The following is a 15,620-nucleotide window of genomic DNA, read 5'->3' as shown; positions in this document are numbered from 1 at the left end:
GGAATCAAGCATGACTCAAGAACAAACGCCGTTGGTTGAGATCCGTAATTTGGGGTTTAGCCGCGGTCAGCGTGTGATATATGAAGATATTAGCCTGTCCATTCCAAGGGGCAAGGTGACGGCGATCATGGGGCCGAGCGGCATAGGCAAAACGACCCTGTTGAAATTGATTGGCGGCCAATTAACGCCTGACCATGGACAAGTGTTATTCGACGGTCACGATATCCATGGCGTGAGTCGCAATGAATTATTTAGTCTGCGTAAGCGGATGAGCATGCTGTTTCAAAGTGGCGCGCTGTTTACCGACATTAATGTGTTCGATAACGTGGCGTTTGCGCTGCGTGAACATTCTGGACTGCCTGAAGACATTATTCGCACTATCGTGCTGATGAAGCTTGAAGCCGTAGGTTTACGTGGTGCCGCTCAGATGATGCCAAGCGAATTGTCCGGTGGTATGCAACGCCGCGCCGCATTAGCTAGAGCCATAGCGCTTGAACCTGAAATGGTGATGTACGATGAGCCTTTTGCAGGGCAAGACCCAATATCGATGGGCGTGTTAGTAAAGCTTATTCGTGAGTTATCCGATGCGCTGAATCTGACTTCCATTGTGGTGTCCCACGATGTGGATGAAGTGCTTGGCATTGCCGATTATGTATATGTGGTGGCTGACAAAAAAGTCATCGCCCACGGTACCCCTGAAGAATTAAAGTACGCTGATAATCCGCAGCTGAAACAGTTTATTCAAGGTGCTCCGGACGGCCCTGTGCCGTTCCATTATCCGGCAAATGATTACCAGCAAGAATTAATGGCAAAAGGAGTTGGCAAGTGAAGTTAATCGACAGTATTGCCGACTTAGGCCGCAGCGCGATTGAGCTAGTGCTCGGTTTTGGCCGTGCAGGCCTTATGCTGTGGGGCGCGATTTTTCGCTGGCCACGCGTGCGTAAAGGTTTTCCATTATTAGTGCGCCAGATTTATGTGGTCGGTGTGCAATCCATGGTGATTATTTTAGTCTCAGGACTCTTTATCGGCATGGTGCTCGCACTGCAAGGCTACAACATCTTAGTTGGTTTTGGCACCGAAGAAAGCTTAGGTCCTATGGTGGCGCTCAGTTTACTGCGTGAGTTAGGGCCAGTTGTTACCGCGTTATTGTTTGCGGGACGGGCGGGTTCAGCATTAACCGCTGAAATTGGTTTAATGAAAAGTACTGAGCAGCTTTCTAGTTTAGAAATGATGGCGATTGACCCATTAAGGCAGATTATTGCACCGCGCTTTTGGGCTGGAGTGATCAGTATGCCATTGCTGGCGTTGATGTTTACCGCTGTAGGTATTTATGGCGGGCACCTTGTTGGCGTGGAATGGAAAGGGATCGACAGTGGTGCGTTTTGGTCGATTCTGCAGGCGTCTGTCGAATGGCGTCAGGACATAGTTAACTGCTTGATCAAAAGTGGTGTGTTTGCCGTAGTGGTCACTTGGATTGCGTTATATCGCGGTTATCAAGTGATCCCAAATCCGGAAGGCATCAGCCGTGCAACGACCCAGACTGTCGTTCAGTCGAGCCTCGCTGTATTGGCATTGGATTTTTTACTGACAGCCCTGATGTTTGGCCGCTAACGGAACACTGCGGATTTCGACACAGGTTAGATGGATTAACAGAGTGGTAGCTGAACATGTTGACACGAAAAATTGAATTATTAGTGGGTGTGTTTCTTTTAACAGGATTGGCCGCTTTTTTGGTCTTAGTCTTTAACGTCGCCAATATTGAAGTGAAAAGCAGCGATAGCACTTATACCATACAAGCCAATTTTACCAACATTGGTGGTTTGAAGGTGCGTTCGCCAGTCAAGGTTGGCGGTGTTGTCGTTGGCCGAGTGAGCAGCATAGATTTAGACCCAGTTAAGTTAGTGGCTGTGGTCACATTAGTGATGGACAAGCGTTACGATAAATTCCCTGAAACCAGTAGTTTAGCCATTTTGACTTCGGGTTTGTTGGGCGAACAATTCTTAGGGTTAACACCGGGTTTTGTCGACGATGATGTCAGTATGCTGAAAGATGGCGATAAGATTGACGACACTCGCTCGGCATTAGTGTTGGAGGAGCTGATTGGTCAGTTCTTATATAGTATGGGTTCGAAGGATAAATAGGGGTTACCGCTATGTTTAAAAACTTATCTCGTTTTTTATTGCCGTTAGTGATGGTTTTAGGGGCAACGAGCGCAGTCGCCGCTGATGTGGTTGTCGATACGACAGATCCGTATGCCATGGTGAAAGCCGTTGCCAATAAAACCTTCGATCGTTTTCACAAAGATAAAGCATTAATCGACGCAAATTCAGACCATTTAAAGGTGATTGTTCGTGAAGAACTCATGCCTTATGTCGATTATAAATACGCTTCTTATAAGGTATTAGGCCAATATCTTAAGGATTCAACCGAAGAGCAACGCAATCGTTTCGTCAATGCTTTTGAAGGTTATTTAATCTCTACTTATGCTCAAGCCTTTACTGAATATACTAATCAAAAAGTGGAATTCTCACCTGGGATTGATTTCAGCAAAGAGAAAATGGTCGATGTAAACGTGCAGATCATCGAAGCTGGTCGCCCGCCGATTAAACTGTTGTTTAAGGCGCGCCGTTTAAAGGATGACTCATGGAAGGCATTTGATTTAGTTGCCGAAGGTGTGAGCTTACTGTCTTCTAAGCAGTCGGAAATCTCTAATCTAATTCGCCAACAGGGTATCGATCCCGTGATTAAGATGCTTGAAGATCGCACAAAAGAGAAAGTGGTCATGAAGGCTAAGTCTGGGAAGTCACAGTCGTGATTGAATTTGTGCAACAGGGGACAGTTTGTCATCTCAAAGGGCGCATAACCCAAGCCGATGTCATTACACTTTGGCCACAGCGGCAACAACTGCTGAATGAGTCAACCCAGATATTGTCTCTGTCTGGGCTCGAATACAGTGATAGCGCTGGCATGGCATTTTTGCTGGCGTTAGTGCGTGAACATCGCAGCCAACTTGTATTGAGTTCTGCTTCAGCACAACTTAAAAAACTAATTGATTTATATGATTTAGATGCCTTCTTTACCGAAGAAGCGCATTGAGAATAGGGTAATAGATTCCATGGAATGCAGCTTAATCGAACAGATTTTACGTGATGCGTTAGGGCTTGAAGAAGTTCACGCTAGCTCGGATGGTAGCCATTATAAAGTGATCGCCGTAGGTGAATGCTTCGATGGTATGAGCCGAGTCAAACAGCAACAAGCCATTTATGCACCGTTGACGGCACACATTGCCAGCGGTGAATTACATGCATTAACGATCAAAACTTTCACGCCGACTCAATGGAAACGCGAAAAAGTTTTCAACATGCCTAGCTAGTGAGGAAAAGTGGATAAACTAACAATTCAGGCAAGTCCCCCGCTTGCCGGTGATGTGATTATTTCGGGTGCTAAAAATGCAGCTTTGCCTATTCTGATGGCGGGTGTATTGGCTGAAACCGATTTTGTGGTTTCTAACGTACCCAATCTGCGTGATGTGAGTACGAGCTGTAAGTTATTACGCTGTCTCGGCGCTGAAGTGACTGAACTCGGTGACGGACAGATCCGCATTTCTACCACTAATCTGAATGAGTTTTGCGCTCCCTACGATCTAGTGAAAACCATGCGCGCTTCTATCTTGATCTTAGGGCCGTTATTGGCTCGTTATGGTACGGCTGACGTGTCATTGCCTGGTGGCTGTGCCATTGGCGCAAGACCGGTGAACTTGCACTTACATGGCCTCGAAATGATGGGCGCCAAGATTGAAGTGAAAGAAGGTTATATCAAGGCCCGTGTTGATGGTCGTCTTAAAGGCGCACATATCTTTATGGACATGGTGAGTGTTGGTGCCACCGAAAACTTACTGATGGCCGCAGCATTAGCCGATGGCGAAACCGTGATTGAAAACGCGGCACGCGAACCTGAAGTGATCGATCTCGCTAATTGCTTAATTGCCATGGGTGCAAAAATCACTGGTGTAGGCAGTGCGACACTGCGTATTCAAGGGGTTGAGCGTTTACAGGGCTGCAATTACCGAGTTATGCCAGATCGTATCGAAACCGGTTCCTTCCTCGTTGCTGCCGCGGTGACCCGTGGTCGTATTCGTTGTTTAAAAGCCGATCCTGCTTCACTGGAGTCGGTTATCGCAAAACTTGAAGATGCAGGCGCGACGATTACTACGGGCGAAGATTGGATTGAGCTTGATATGCAGGGTAAACGTCCGAAGGCGGTGAATATCAAGACTGCACCTTATCCTGGTTTCCCAACCGATATGCAGGCGCAGTTTTGTGTACTCAATGCCTTAGCGCAAGGCACGGCAACCATAACTGAGACTATCTTCGAAAATCGTTTTATGCATGTGCCCGAACTTATTCGTATGGGCGCTACTATGGAGCTTGAAGGTAATACCTGCATCATTCAAGGGATTGAATCTTTAAGTGGTGCTCAGGTAATGGCGACGGATTTACGTGCGTCAGCGAGTTTAGTGATTGCAGGCTTAGTGGCCGATGGTAAGACGATTGTCGATCGTATCTATCACTTAGATCGTGGCTATGAGCATATTGAGAATAAGTTTCAAGGTTTAGGCGCACAGGTTGTGCGTATTCAGTGATCTGTTACTGATTTAAGCTAATTTTGAATCATTAAAAAACCAGCTAAAAGCTGGTTTTTTTGTTTTCTGCATTTGAGCTCGTAATACTGAGTGACACTCTAGTTATCGATCACAACCTTCTCATCGATAATCACAGGTAACTCTTGTTGTTTACCTTGGCGTATCACAGTCATCATCACTTTCTTACCCGGTGTGGTTTCAGCGATGCGGTCCATTAGCATTTCAACGCCTGGCACATCTTCACCATCGTATTTAATAATCACATCCCTTGGCATTAGCAGTGCTCGGGCCGCAGGGCCATTAGGATCGACACCCGTAACGAGCACACCTTTTAGATCGGGTAGATTAAGGATTTGTGCCACGACAGGATTAATCGGCTCGCCAGAAATTCCTAAAGCGCCACGGATCACTCGACCATTTTTAATCAACTTACCCATAATGCTGTGGGCTAATTTAATCGGGATAGCGAAGTTAATCCCATGGCCGCCACCTTCTTCGCCCACTTGGAATGCTGCGGTATTAATACCGATAAGGCTGCCGTTAGTGTCAATGAGTGCGCCACCCGAGTTACCCGCATTAATCGCTGCATCGGTTTGTAGGAAGTCTAAGTAACCTGAACTTAAGCCGTTACGCCCCGTGGCACTGATGATACCTTGGGTAATGGTCTGGCCTAAATTGTAGGGATTACCAATAGCGAGTACGACATCACCGACTTGAGGCGGACTGTCGAGATTAACGGGGACAATCGGTAAGTTATCGCCTTCAATTTTGAGTACCGATAAATCAGTTTCAGGATCGAAACCAACCACTTCAGAGGTAAATTTGCGTCCATCTTGCAGGGCGACAACAATCTCATCGGCTTTCTTAATGACATGATAATTAGTGAGAATATAACCTTCTTTACTCATTATCACCCCAGAACCTAGACCTTGAAGTGAGCCTGAATTAAGTGGCCGATTCTGATCTATGCTGAGGCTATAAATATTCACAACGGCAGGAGCTGCACGGCGTACCGCCTTGGCAAAGGATAGCTCGACTGTGTTGTTGGCACGGGTTTGTAGCAGACTACTACCGAGGGATTGGTTATCGAAATAACGTGTCACCAATAAAAACATGGCCGCCATGATAAGGCCGAAAAGGGTGGCTTTACCGAGATATAACAGAGTGTCTTTTATAGTCATGGCAGGATGGATCTAGAAAAAGGTGAGTTAGATTAACATGTTTAATCGATGTAAGCATAGGGAACCTAAGCTCCCTATGCTTATCTATGGCAGAAAAAATGGCCTATTTTGTCGATTAACGTAGGACTAAATACAACATGCTCTTATCACGCATTATCTTCAGTGCAACGGCACCTTCTTGATCTTTAAGTTGTGCTTTCAGTGTCTTAAGATCTTTAATCGCAGTACGGTTAATACCGACAATCACATCTCCTTTTTGTAAGCCACTCATGGCCGCGGGTGAGCCTTGTGCGACATCGGTAATTTCAATGCCCTTAGATGAGTTTTCTAAGGACGCACCTTGCAGCATAGGATGCACGGCACCAGCCGCTGTTTCACTGGTTTGGCTCGCTTCACCTAAGGTCACTTTAACTGTTTTCTTATCACCGTCACGGATGAGTCCTAACTCAACGTTAGCACCTGCACCCATAGTGGCGACTTTAGCCCGCAGTTCTTGGAATGACTTAATACCACGGCCATCAACGCTGATGATAATATCACCTGCTTTTATACCGGCCTTCTCTGCGGCACTGCCCTTGGCTACTTCATTCACGAAGCCGCCGTGTTGAGTGTCTAAACCGAAACCTTGGGCGAGTTGGCTATCGAGATCACGTCCCGAAATACCTAATACACCGCGGCGTACTTCTCCGTGTTCGGCAATTTGTGCCACGAGGTTTTTTACCATATTAGCGGGGATGGCAAAGCCAATACCGACGTTACCGCCGCCCGGTGCTACGATTGCCGTGTTAATCCCAATTAACTCGCCGTTAAGATTGACGAGTGCGCCACCCGAGTTACCACTGTTAATCGCGGCATCGGTTTGAATAAAGTTTTCCAGCATTTCAATGCCTAAGCCGCTACGGCCTAAAGCACTAACAATGCCCGAGGTGACGGTTTGACCTAAACCGAAGGGGTTACCAATGGCAACGGCAAAGTCACCTACGCGTAAATCATCGGAATCAGAGGCTTTGATTGCGACGAGATTTTTCGCTTCAATTTGCAATAATGCGATATCTGACTCTGAGTCAGTACCAATCAGTTTTGCTTTTACTTCACGGCCATCGTGAAGACCAACTTGAATATCATCAGCACCGTCAATCACATGGTTGTTCGTGACGATATAGCCTTTTTCTGCGTCAATAATGACGCCTGAGCCTAAGCCTCTAAAAGGACGTTCTTGCACTTGCTCTTGTGGCGCATTAGGGCCGAAAAAGTAACGGAAAACATCAGGTACTCTTTGCTTAGAAACATGAGTCCCGGTTACCGCTACTGATACGACTGCGGGCGTCGTACGCTCAAGCATAGGCGCAAGACTTGGAATGGATTGTCCCTCAACCGTCTGTGGAATGGCGGCCTGTGAGACGACAGGCATTATAGTCAGGGTCGCGGCTAACATTGCGGCTGAAAGTACAGATAATTTTGTTTTCATCTATTCATAACTCCAAATAAGGGTTGAAAGATCTGGATGTAATGCATCAGCAATCGTGCGAGTGCCAGATCAAATCTGTATCGGTACCGGCTATTTGCCTAGGTAATCACTCTGACTCGCACCTTATTGAAAAAGTTCATTATATTAATAAATGTTAATTTTTTTAGCCTATTTTTTCGGCTGTTTCATACTTGTTTCTGAACAGAAATCTGTGGGCGAGATTAGGATTTTTCAAGCCCTAATATCAGCGGATTTTGCCGATTAGAATGACCTACAGCATAGATGCTTATTAGACGTTTGTATGCAGTTTAGCGTTAAGGTAAAAGTCGTATTCTGCATTAATATATCCTGCGTCATATTGGGCGTGCTAATATCGTCACAGTTTTAATAAAGGACATAAGAGAATTTAAACGTGCCTCAGTTAAGCCCTTGGCAGCATTATCAAAAAGATCTTACCCGCGACGGTTTTTCCCATGATCCGGCTCAAGAAATTGCCGTTAAGGCTTTACAACGCGTCTATGAAGACTTAACTACGGCAGAAGAGCCGAGTTCTATTGTTGGGAAATTGTTTAGCGCATTAGGCTTAAAATCGGCACTAGCATCACCTAAAGGTCTGTATCTTTGGGGCGGAGTTGGGCGCGGTAAAACCTACCTGATGGATACTTTTTTTGATGCCTTGCCTGGTGAACAAAAATTGCGGGCTCACTTCCATCGCTTTATGCATCAATTGCATTTAGATTTGGATGAGTTAAAAGGCGTTCGCGATCCTTTGTTGGTGATTGCGAAAAAGATGGCTGCGAAATATCGCGTTATCTGTTTCGATGAATTCTTTGTCTCTGATATTACCGATGCCATGTTATTAGGTACGCTGTTTCAAGCGTTATTTAAAGAAGGCGTTGTGCTGGTTGCAACCTCGAATATTATCCCCGACGACTTATATAAAAATGGCTTACAGCGCGCACGTTTCTTACCTGCGATAGCCCTAATTAATCAACATTGTGAAGTGCTCAATGTGGATTCTGGCATTGACTATCGATTGCGTACCCTTGAGCAAGCAGAGATTTATCATCATCCGTTAGATGCACAAGCTGATGCCAATCTGATACGTTATTTTAGTCAGTTAGCGCCTGAGTCTGAGGTGTTTACTGGTGACATCGAAATAGAAGGCCGCAGTATTAGTATTCGACAGCAGGCGCAGGGCGTATTGTTGGCCGATTTTAGAGCGCTCTGTGATGGTCCACGAAGCCAGCGTGATTACATGGAACTTGCGCGGATTTATCATACTGTCCTCGTGAGTGGCATAGAACAAATGGGCGCCTTTTTGACTGGCGATGACATCGCAAGACGTTTTTTAGCTATGGTCGACGAATTTTACGAGCGCAATGTGAAGCTGATTGTATCGGCTCAAGTGCCACTCGAAGATATTTATACCGATGGTTTGCTTAACTTCGAATTTAGGCGTTGCCGTTCACGCTTAATTGAGATGCAATCCCACGATTATTTAAAAACCGAACACCTGCCGTAACCCAGTAGCGTAAGAGTTTTGCATTAGCTGCGGCCTTAAATCACCAGAGGCTTGTTAATCCTTAGGATGACAAGTCCGATTGGTCGATATTTTATAATTTTTATCAAAATATCAGGTGATTTTTAACTCAGCTTTGTCTATACTCCGCCACCTGCCCACGTTACTCCGCCAATTGGGCGGAAGTTGTAAGCCGAAGTCGGTGCTCGAAGGGGTACTAAAAGGCAATTTTGTGTTGTTTGCAAATGCAGACAACATGTGAGACAGAAAATTAACTTTGGGTTTTTGTAATAATGAAGACTTTTACTGCTACACCAGAAACTGTAACTCGTGACTGGTTCGTCGTCGACGCAGACGGCAAAACTTTAGGTCGTATCGCTACTGAAATCGCTGTCCGTTTACGCGGTAAGCATAAGCCAGAATACACTCCACACGTTGATACCGGTGATTACATCATCGTTGTTAATGCTGAAAAAGTGACTGTTACTGGTAACAAAGCGAAAGGCAAAACGTACTACTCGCATTCAGGCTTCCCTGGTGGCATTAAGCAAATCAGCTTTGAAAAGCTGCAAGCGCAAAAGCCAGAAATGATCATCGAGAAAGCAGTTAAGGGTATGTTACCAAAAGGTCCTCTGGGCCGTGCCATGTTCCGTAAACTGAAAGTTTACGCTGGCGCAGAACATAACCACACTGCACAACAACCTCAAGTTCTTGATATCTAAACGGGATTAAGCAAATGGCTGCAACTCAGTACTACGGCACTGGCCGTCGCAAAACCTCTACAGCTCGCGTTTTCGCTAAAGCAGGTAGTGGCAACATCGTTGTAAATCAACGTCCTTTGGATCAGTATTTTGGTCGTGAAACTGCTCGTATGGTTGTTCGTCAACCTTTAGAGTTAGTTGAAATGACTGACAAGCTGGACATCTATGTAACTGTTAAAGGCGGTGGTATCACTGGCCAAGCAGGCGCAATCCGTCACGGTATTACCCGTGCTCTGATGCAATTAGATGAAGCACTGCGTCCATCTCTACGTTCTGCTGGTTTCGTTACCCGTGACGCTCGTAAAGTTGAGCGTAAGAAAGTGGGTCTACGTAAAGCACGTCGTAAGCCACAATTCTCTAAGCGTTAATTCGTTTTTGGAATATCAAAAAACCCAGCCTATGCTGGGTTTTTTATTGGCTAAAAATTGACGGTATAAGAAAACTCTTTGGTTGGAGTATGCTGATATACAATAAATTTATATTAAGCGAGTGAGTTTGAGGTAAGCATGACTTTTCAGATTTTTATGCTAGCAGTGGCACTTGTGTTGGTTTTGGAAGGCCTTGGGCCATTATTATTCCCAAATAAATGGCGTCGTTATTTAAATGAACTCTCCCATCAAAATCAGCAAGTTATCCAGCGACTTGGTGGGGCATTAGTCACGGCTGGAGTCGTTATTTGGGTTATTTTTGCGTAAAAAACAGCCTGCTTGCCCTTATTAACTAAGATCTGTTAAAATTCTTTTTTAACCGCAACCTTGCAGCAAATAATGGGCAAAAACGTAGTTGTTCTCGGCACCCAATGGGGTGACGAAGGAAAAGGTAAGATTGTCGACCTTCTAACAGAACAGGCAAAATATGTAGTTCGCTATCAAGGCGGCCACAATGCTGGTCATACCTTGGTTATCGACGGTGAAAAAACCGTTCTTCATCTGATCCCATCGGGTATCTTGCGCGATAATGTGAAATGCATTATTGGTAACGGTGTGGTGCTTGCACCTGACGCCCTGATGAAAGAGATCAACATGCTGAAAGATCGTGGAGTTCCTGTTGAGGAACGTCTGTTGATCTCTGAAGCGTGTCCGCTGATCCTTCCCTTCCATTGTGCCCTTGATATTGCCCGTGAAAAAGCGCGCGGTAATAAAGCTATTGGTACAACTGGCCGTGGTATTGGACCTGCGTATGAAGACAAGATCTCTCGTCGCGGTCTGCGAGTAGGCGACCTGTTCAATGCTGAACTGTTTGCTGAAAAGCTGAAAGAAGTTATGAAATACCATAACTTTATGCTGACAGAGTACTATCAAGTCGAAGCGGTTGATTACGAGCAAACGCTAGCAGATGCTTTGGCTATGGCCGATTATCTGAAGAGCATGTGTGTTGATGTGACTGAACTATTGGATACTGCGCGTAAAGCCGGTGAGCCAATTCTGTTCGAAGGCGCTCAAGGTACATTACTCGACATTGACCACGGAACATACCCATTTGTAACCTCTTCAAATACTACTGCTGGTGGTGTTGCGACGGGTTCTGGTTTTGGTCCGCGTCACTTAGACTATGTCTTAGGTATCATGAAGGCTTACACCACTCGCGTAGGTGCAGGTCCATTCCCAACTGAACTATTATGTGAAGTCGGTGATCATTTAGGTACTAAAGGTCATGAGTTCGGTGCGACAACGGGTCGTAAGCGTCGTCCAGGTTGGTTGGATGCTGTGGCAATGCGCCGCGCAGTTCAAATCAACAGTGTTAGCGGCTTCTGCTTGACTAAGTTAGATGTACTTGATGGTCTGAAAGAAGTGAAGATTTGTGTCGGTTATCAGAATCCTGATGGCACTATCTCTAAAGTCACTCCGCTGGCCGCTGAAGGTTATGAACTGGTTACGCCGGTTTATGAAACTATGCCGGGTTGGAGCGAGTCGACTTTTGGCGCGACATCAATTGAGCAACTGCCTCAAGCAGCGATCAATTATATCAAGCGTCTTGAAGAGTTATTAGAAACACCAATCGACATTATCTCTACGGGTCCTGATCGTAACGAAACCATGATTTTGGTTAATCCGTTCAATTAAGATCTGTTAAGGCCGTGTTTCACGGCCTTTTTCTCTGCTTCTTTATGCCTTTCTCTGTTTCATTCTGCGGTTAGAAATTCAGCTCAAGCTCAAGAAATAGGTTATACTGCCGATGCAAGTATTCATCCTACTGTCATTGAGAGTCGTTATGCTACGTACAGCACTCGTTGCGCTACTGCCTTTAGTATCTTCAATGTGCTTTGCTGAAACGCAGGCGGTAGATATTTATAGTCAAGATCAATTGCTTGATTTGATCCGTAGCAATCAATACTTAGCGAAAGTGAAACGTGATGATTGCCAGTTAGTCCAAGACATTGAGGCGCGAGCCCAAGTCTTAAAACAGCCTTTATATCAATTTCTTTGGGGCGAAATGCTCAATCATGGAACGTGTGTGAAGGCTAACCCTGTGAAAGGTATTGCTTTGTTACGTGACTCGGCCGAACAAGGTAGCTCAGAAGCGATGTTAAAGCTTGCCGAGTATTATCAGAGTGGGAAATTTGTCATCCGCAATAAAGACAGAGCAGTGCATTATTTACTGCCTGCGGCTGCAAGTGGCAGTTTATCCGCTCGTATGATGTTAGTTCGTTTATTCGGTGAAGGTTATGGTAGTCCTAGGGATTACGAGATGGCCTATCACTGGTTATATAACGATGTATTTGCGGACGAGGCGACTAAGAATAAAGCCTTGTCTTTACTGCAGGTGTTAGCAGCTAAAATGCCCCCCAGTGCAGTGGCGCGGGCCCAGCAAGAACAGTTGCGAACCCGTTAAGTGGTCTCTTAATCTAGAGACACATTATTTGGATATTGAATGATCAAAGACCCTCATTTTGAGCGTGAACAGGATAAGTACGAAAACCCTATCCCAAGCCGTGAGTATATTCTCGATTACTTACGTTCTCAAAAATCACCTATCACTCGTGACAGCATTGCCGCGGCGTTAAACATCCAAGAGGAAGAACAACTTGAGGCCTTGCGCCGTCGCCTACGTGCGATGGAACGCGATGGCGAACTCGTGTTCACCCGTGGGCAGAGCTATGGCTTGCCCGAGAAAATGGATCTTATCCCCGGCACTGTACTCGGACACAGAGAAGGCTTCGGCTTTTTCAAACCCGATGAAGGCGGTGATGACTTATTTATTTCGAACCGCGACATGCTGATGTATTTCCACGGTGATAAAGTGCTGGCACAAAAAGCGGGCACAGATCGTCGTGGCCGTCGCGAAGCGCGTTTGGTTCGTCTGATCCAGCCGCGAAGTGCCGCGATTGTTGGCCGTTATCATGTCGATAGCGGTATGGCATTTGTCATTGCCGATGATAAGCGTATTACCCAAGAAATTTTAGTCGCGAATGAAGATCGCAACGGCGCCCGTCAAGGTGATGTGGTTGTGGTTGAATTAACGCGTCGCCCAGGCCGTTTTGTTAAGGCTGCGGGTAAAGTGACTGAAGTGCTCGGTAAGCAAATGGCGCCGGGGATGGAAATCGAAATTGCCCTGCGTAATTATGATTTACCCCATACTTGGTCACCTGTGATTGAGAAGAAACTGCGCCGTATTCCCGATGAAGTAACCGACGCCGATAAAGTCGGTCGTGTGGATTTACGTCATCTGCCATTAGTGACTATCGACGGTGAAGACGCCCGCGATTTTGACGATGCCGTGTACGCGGAGAAAAAAGCCGGTGGCGGCTGGCGTTTATGGGTTGCGATTGCGGACGTTAGTTATTATGTCCGCACTGATTCTGCCTTAGATACCGAAGCACGTGCCCGTGGTAACTCTGTGTATTTCCCATCGCAAGTGATCCCTATGCTGCCGGAGAAAATCTCCAATGGCCTATGTTCGCTTAATCCTCACGTCGACCGTTTATGTATGGTCGCCGAGATGACCGTATCTGCTAAAGGTAAGTTGTCGGGTTATAAGTTTTATCCGGCTGTAATGTATTCCCATGCCCGTTTCACTTATACCCAAGTGGCAGCAATGTTAGAAGGCGGCCCAATTGCGCCTGAGCATGAAGTCTTGTTCCCGCATTTGCAGTGTTTACAGTCATTGTATTTAGCACTAGATGAGCAAAGAGCCGAGCGTGGTGCGATTGCGTTTGAAACCATGGAAACGCAGTTCATTTTCAATGAGCAGCGCAAGATTGATAAAATCGTGCCGCGTGGCCGTAATCAAGCCCATAAAATCATTGAAGAATGCATGATTTTAGCCAACGTTTCTGCGGCTAAGTTTGTGAAGAAACACAAAGGCGAAGTCTTGTATCGTGTGCATGAAGCGCCATCCGAGCAAAAATTGGCAAACTTTAAAGAGTTCCTTGCTGAGCGTGGTTTAAGCATGCCCGGCGGACTTGAGCCAACGCCGTCAGATTACCAGAATGTGATGTTGCAAATTGCCGACCGCCCTGATGCTGAACTTATCCAAGTGATGTTACTGCGCTCTATGCGTCAGGCAATTTACACTCCGGATAACGAAGGTCACTTCGGTTTAGCCTTAGAAGAATATGCGCATTTTACCTCGCCCATTCGCCGTTATCCGGATTTAGTGTTACATCGTGTGATCCGTTATTTACTGGCGAAGGAAAGGGGCGAAGCCACTGAGAAGTGGACGCAGGATGGTGGCTATCATTATCAGCTCGATGAGCTCGACCAATTGGGCGAAGAGTGTTCAACCACAGAACGTCGTGCCGATGAAGCGACTCGCGATGTTAGCGATTGGCTCAAGTGCGAGTTTATGCAAGATCACGTCGGTGATACCTTTGAAGCTGTGATTGCCTCAGTGACCAGTTTTGGTTTGTTTGTGCGCTTAAATGAACTGTTTATCGATGGCTTAGTGCATATCTCAAGCCTAGGTAGTGATTACTACCAATTCGACCCTATGCGTCAACGTCTTATCGGTGAGCACACAGGTCAAGTTTATCAAGTCGGCGATCCTGTGACGGTTAAGGTTGCTGCAGTCAACTTAGATGACAGACAGATTGATTTGGTTATGCTGGGTGATGACGGCAAAGGTGGTAAGCGTAAAGCATCTGCCAGCCGTGATAAGCCGATGACAGCCCGTGAGCGCGTTAATCGTGAAGGCGCTAAGCAAGGTAAAGCAGGCAAAACCGCGGCATCTAGCGCCAAGGCTGAAACAGGTAAAACCAAACCTAAGGCCAAAGCTGGCACTAAAGCTAAAAAAGCAGCAGTAAAAGATCCGGCTAAAAAGCCAAAAGCCGCTAAGCGGAGCACGAGAAAGAAATAAATGAAAAAACAAGATATTATTTTTGGGATCCACGCAGTTGAAGCCCTGTTAAAACACAGCCCTGAGCGCATTATTGAGTTGTGGCTGTTACAAGGTCGTGACGATGAGCGCTTAACTGTGCTGGCCGATCAGGCCAAAGCCTTTGGCACGACGATTCAAGTCGCTTCTCGTAAAGCCTTAGATGACAAAGCGGAAAGCAGCCAACATCAAGGCATAGTCGCGCGCGTTAAAGCGGCGAAAGTGTTGAATGAGCAAGATTTAGATGTGCTGCTTGCTAACACTGAGCAAGCATTCCTGTTGATCTTGGATGGTGTGACGGATCCCCATAACTTAGGCGCTTGCCTACGTAATGCCGATGCGGCTGGCGTACAAGGTATTATCGTGCCTAAAGACAATTCAGTTGGCTTAACTGCGACTGTGAGTAAAGTGGCATGTGGCGCTGCGGAAACAGTGCCTTTATTCCAAGTGACTAATCTTGCGCGCACTATGCGTCACCTGCAGGATAAAGGTGTGTGGATTGTGGGCACTGCGGGCGAGGCAGATTGCGAGCTTTATCAAGCCGATCTTAAAGGATCATTGGCGATTGCCATGGGTGCGGAAGATAAAGGTTTACGCCGATTAAGCCGTGAGTCTTGCGATTCACTGATCTCTATCCCTATGGCCGGTAGTGTGTCTAGCTTGAACGTATCGGTTGCAACGGGTATTTGCTTGTTTGAAGCAGTGCGTCAGCGTCGTAGCTAATATGCTCACG

At 46.2% G+C, this 15,620-nt stretch carries 17 protein-coding genes; 15 read left to right on the top strand and 2 right to left on the bottom strand.

The window, feature by feature from the left end; translation table 11 throughout:
• The first annotated feature begins 10 nt into the window (after positions 1-10).
• Genes mlaF through murA form a run of 7 tightly spaced genes read left to right on the top strand, consistent with a single transcriptional unit; the run spans position 11 to position 4,642 of the window.
• A complete protein-coding gene (mlaF, locus tag L5M37_RS12395) occupies positions 11-829 on the top strand; it encodes a phospholipid ABC transporter ATP-binding protein MlaF (RefSeq protein ID WP_063882287.1) in 819 nt (272 codons plus the stop codon).
• Positions 826-1,611, top strand: a complete 786-nt coding sequence (gene mlaE / locus L5M37_RS12390) for a lipid asymmetry maintenance ABC transporter permease subunit MlaE (RefSeq protein ID WP_105251396.1) — start codon at positions 826-828, stop codon at positions 1,609-1,611. The genes mlaF and mlaE overlap by 4 nt, the downstream gene beginning before the upstream one ends.
• Positions 1,612-1,667: 56 nt before the next feature.
• Entirely contained in the window at positions 1,668-2,141 is a 474-nt protein-coding gene (gene mlaD, locus L5M37_RS12385; RefSeq protein WP_028759401.1) for an outer membrane lipid asymmetry maintenance protein MlaD, read from the top strand.
• 11 nt (positions 2,142-2,152) lie between these two features.
• Positions 2,153-2,815 (top strand): phospholipid-binding protein MlaC, encoded by a 663-nt coding sequence (locus L5M37_RS12380; RefSeq protein WP_105251397.1) that lies wholly within the window; start codon positions 2,153-2,155, stop codon positions 2,813-2,815.
• A complete protein-coding gene (locus L5M37_RS12375; protein ID WP_263181744.1) occupies positions 2,812-3,096 on the top strand; it encodes a lipid asymmetry maintenance protein MlaB in 285 nt (94 codons plus the stop codon). Before L5M37_RS12380 ends, L5M37_RS12375 begins: the two co-directional genes overlap by 4 nt.
• A 19-nt stretch (positions 3,097-3,115) precedes the next feature.
• A complete protein-coding gene (locus L5M37_RS12370; protein ID WP_006086065.1) occupies positions 3,116-3,373 on the top strand; it encodes a BolA family protein in 258 nt (85 codons plus the stop codon).
• Between the two features lie 9 nt (positions 3,374-3,382).
• Positions 3,383-4,642 carry a UDP-N-acetylglucosamine 1-carboxyvinyltransferase gene (gene murA / locus L5M37_RS12365; protein ID WP_105251399.1) on the top strand — a complete coding sequence of 420 codons (1,260 nt, stop codon included), beginning with the start codon at positions 3,383-3,385 and terminating at the stop codon, positions 4,640-4,642.
• A 98-nt stretch (positions 4,643-4,740) separates the two neighbouring features.
• Here murA and degS read toward each other — a convergent pair whose 3' ends face one another.
• Positions 4,741-5,823 carry an outer membrane-stress sensor serine endopeptidase DegS gene (gene degS, locus L5M37_RS12360; protein WP_105251400.1) on the bottom strand — a complete coding sequence of 361 codons (1,083 nt, stop codon included), beginning with the start codon at positions 5,821-5,823 and terminating at the stop codon, positions 4,741-4,743.
• A gap of 115 nt (positions 5,824-5,938) precedes the next feature.
• On the bottom strand, positions 5,939-7,291 hold the full coding sequence (gene degQ / locus L5M37_RS12355) for a Do family serine endopeptidase DegQ (protein ID WP_263200614.1): 1,353 nt from the start codon (positions 7,289-7,291) through the stop codon (positions 5,939-5,941).
• 412 nt (positions 7,292-7,703) lie between these two features.
• Between degQ and zapE the strand changes: the two genes are divergently transcribed.
• The 8 genes from zapE (at position 7,704) to rlmB (ending at position 15,610) form a co-directional block, all read left to right on the top strand.
• Positions 7,704-8,816 carry a cell division protein ZapE gene (gene zapE / locus L5M37_RS12350; RefSeq protein WP_263200613.1) on the top strand — a complete coding sequence of 371 codons (1,113 nt, stop codon included), beginning with the start codon at positions 7,704-7,706 and terminating at the stop codon, positions 8,814-8,816.
• 290 nt (positions 8,817-9,106) lie between these two features.
• On the top strand, positions 9,107-9,535 hold the full coding sequence (rplM, locus tag L5M37_RS12345; protein WP_105251403.1) for a 50S ribosomal protein L13: 429 nt from the start codon (positions 9,107-9,109) through the stop codon (positions 9,533-9,535).
• Between the two features lie 14 nt (positions 9,536-9,549).
• Positions 9,550-9,942 carry a 30S ribosomal protein S9 gene (gene rpsI / locus L5M37_RS12340; RefSeq protein WP_006083052.1) on the top strand — a complete coding sequence of 131 codons (393 nt, stop codon included), beginning with the start codon at positions 9,550-9,552 and terminating at the stop codon, positions 9,940-9,942.
• Between the two features lie 138 nt (positions 9,943-10,080).
• Positions 10,081-10,269, top strand: a complete 189-nt coding sequence (locus tag L5M37_RS12335; protein ID WP_105251404.1) for a DUF2065 domain-containing protein — start codon at positions 10,081-10,083, stop codon at positions 10,267-10,269.
• A gap of 72 nt (positions 10,270-10,341) precedes the next feature.
• Positions 10,342-11,637, top strand: a complete 1,296-nt coding sequence (locus L5M37_RS12330) for an adenylosuccinate synthase (protein ID WP_028759421.1) — start codon at positions 10,342-10,344, stop codon at positions 11,635-11,637.
• 112 nt (positions 11,638-11,749) lie between these two features.
• Positions 11,750-12,406 (top strand): flagellar protein MotX, encoded by a 657-nt coding sequence (gene motX / locus L5M37_RS12325; protein WP_113939975.1) that lies wholly within the window; start codon positions 11,750-11,752, stop codon positions 12,404-12,406.
• A gap of 39 nt (positions 12,407-12,445) precedes the next feature.
• A complete protein-coding gene (rnr, locus tag L5M37_RS12320) occupies positions 12,446-14,869 on the top strand; it encodes a ribonuclease R (protein WP_263200612.1) in 2,424 nt (807 codons plus the stop codon).
• Positions 14,870-15,610 (top strand): 23S rRNA (guanosine(2251)-2'-O)-methyltransferase RlmB, encoded by a 741-nt coding sequence (gene rlmB, locus L5M37_RS12315; RefSeq protein WP_028759536.1) that lies wholly within the window; start codon positions 14,870-14,872, stop codon positions 15,608-15,610.
• The last annotated feature ends 10 nt before the right edge of the window (positions 15,611-15,620 follow it).

The sequence above is a fragment of the Shewanella sp. SM69 genome (genome assembly GCF_025653985.1).
In the GTDB taxonomy this organism is placed as follows: domain Bacteria; phylum Pseudomonadota; class Gammaproteobacteria; order Enterobacterales; family Shewanellaceae; genus Shewanella; species Shewanella oncorhynchi.
This window is presented reverse-complemented; position numbering and strand designations above follow the sequence as displayed.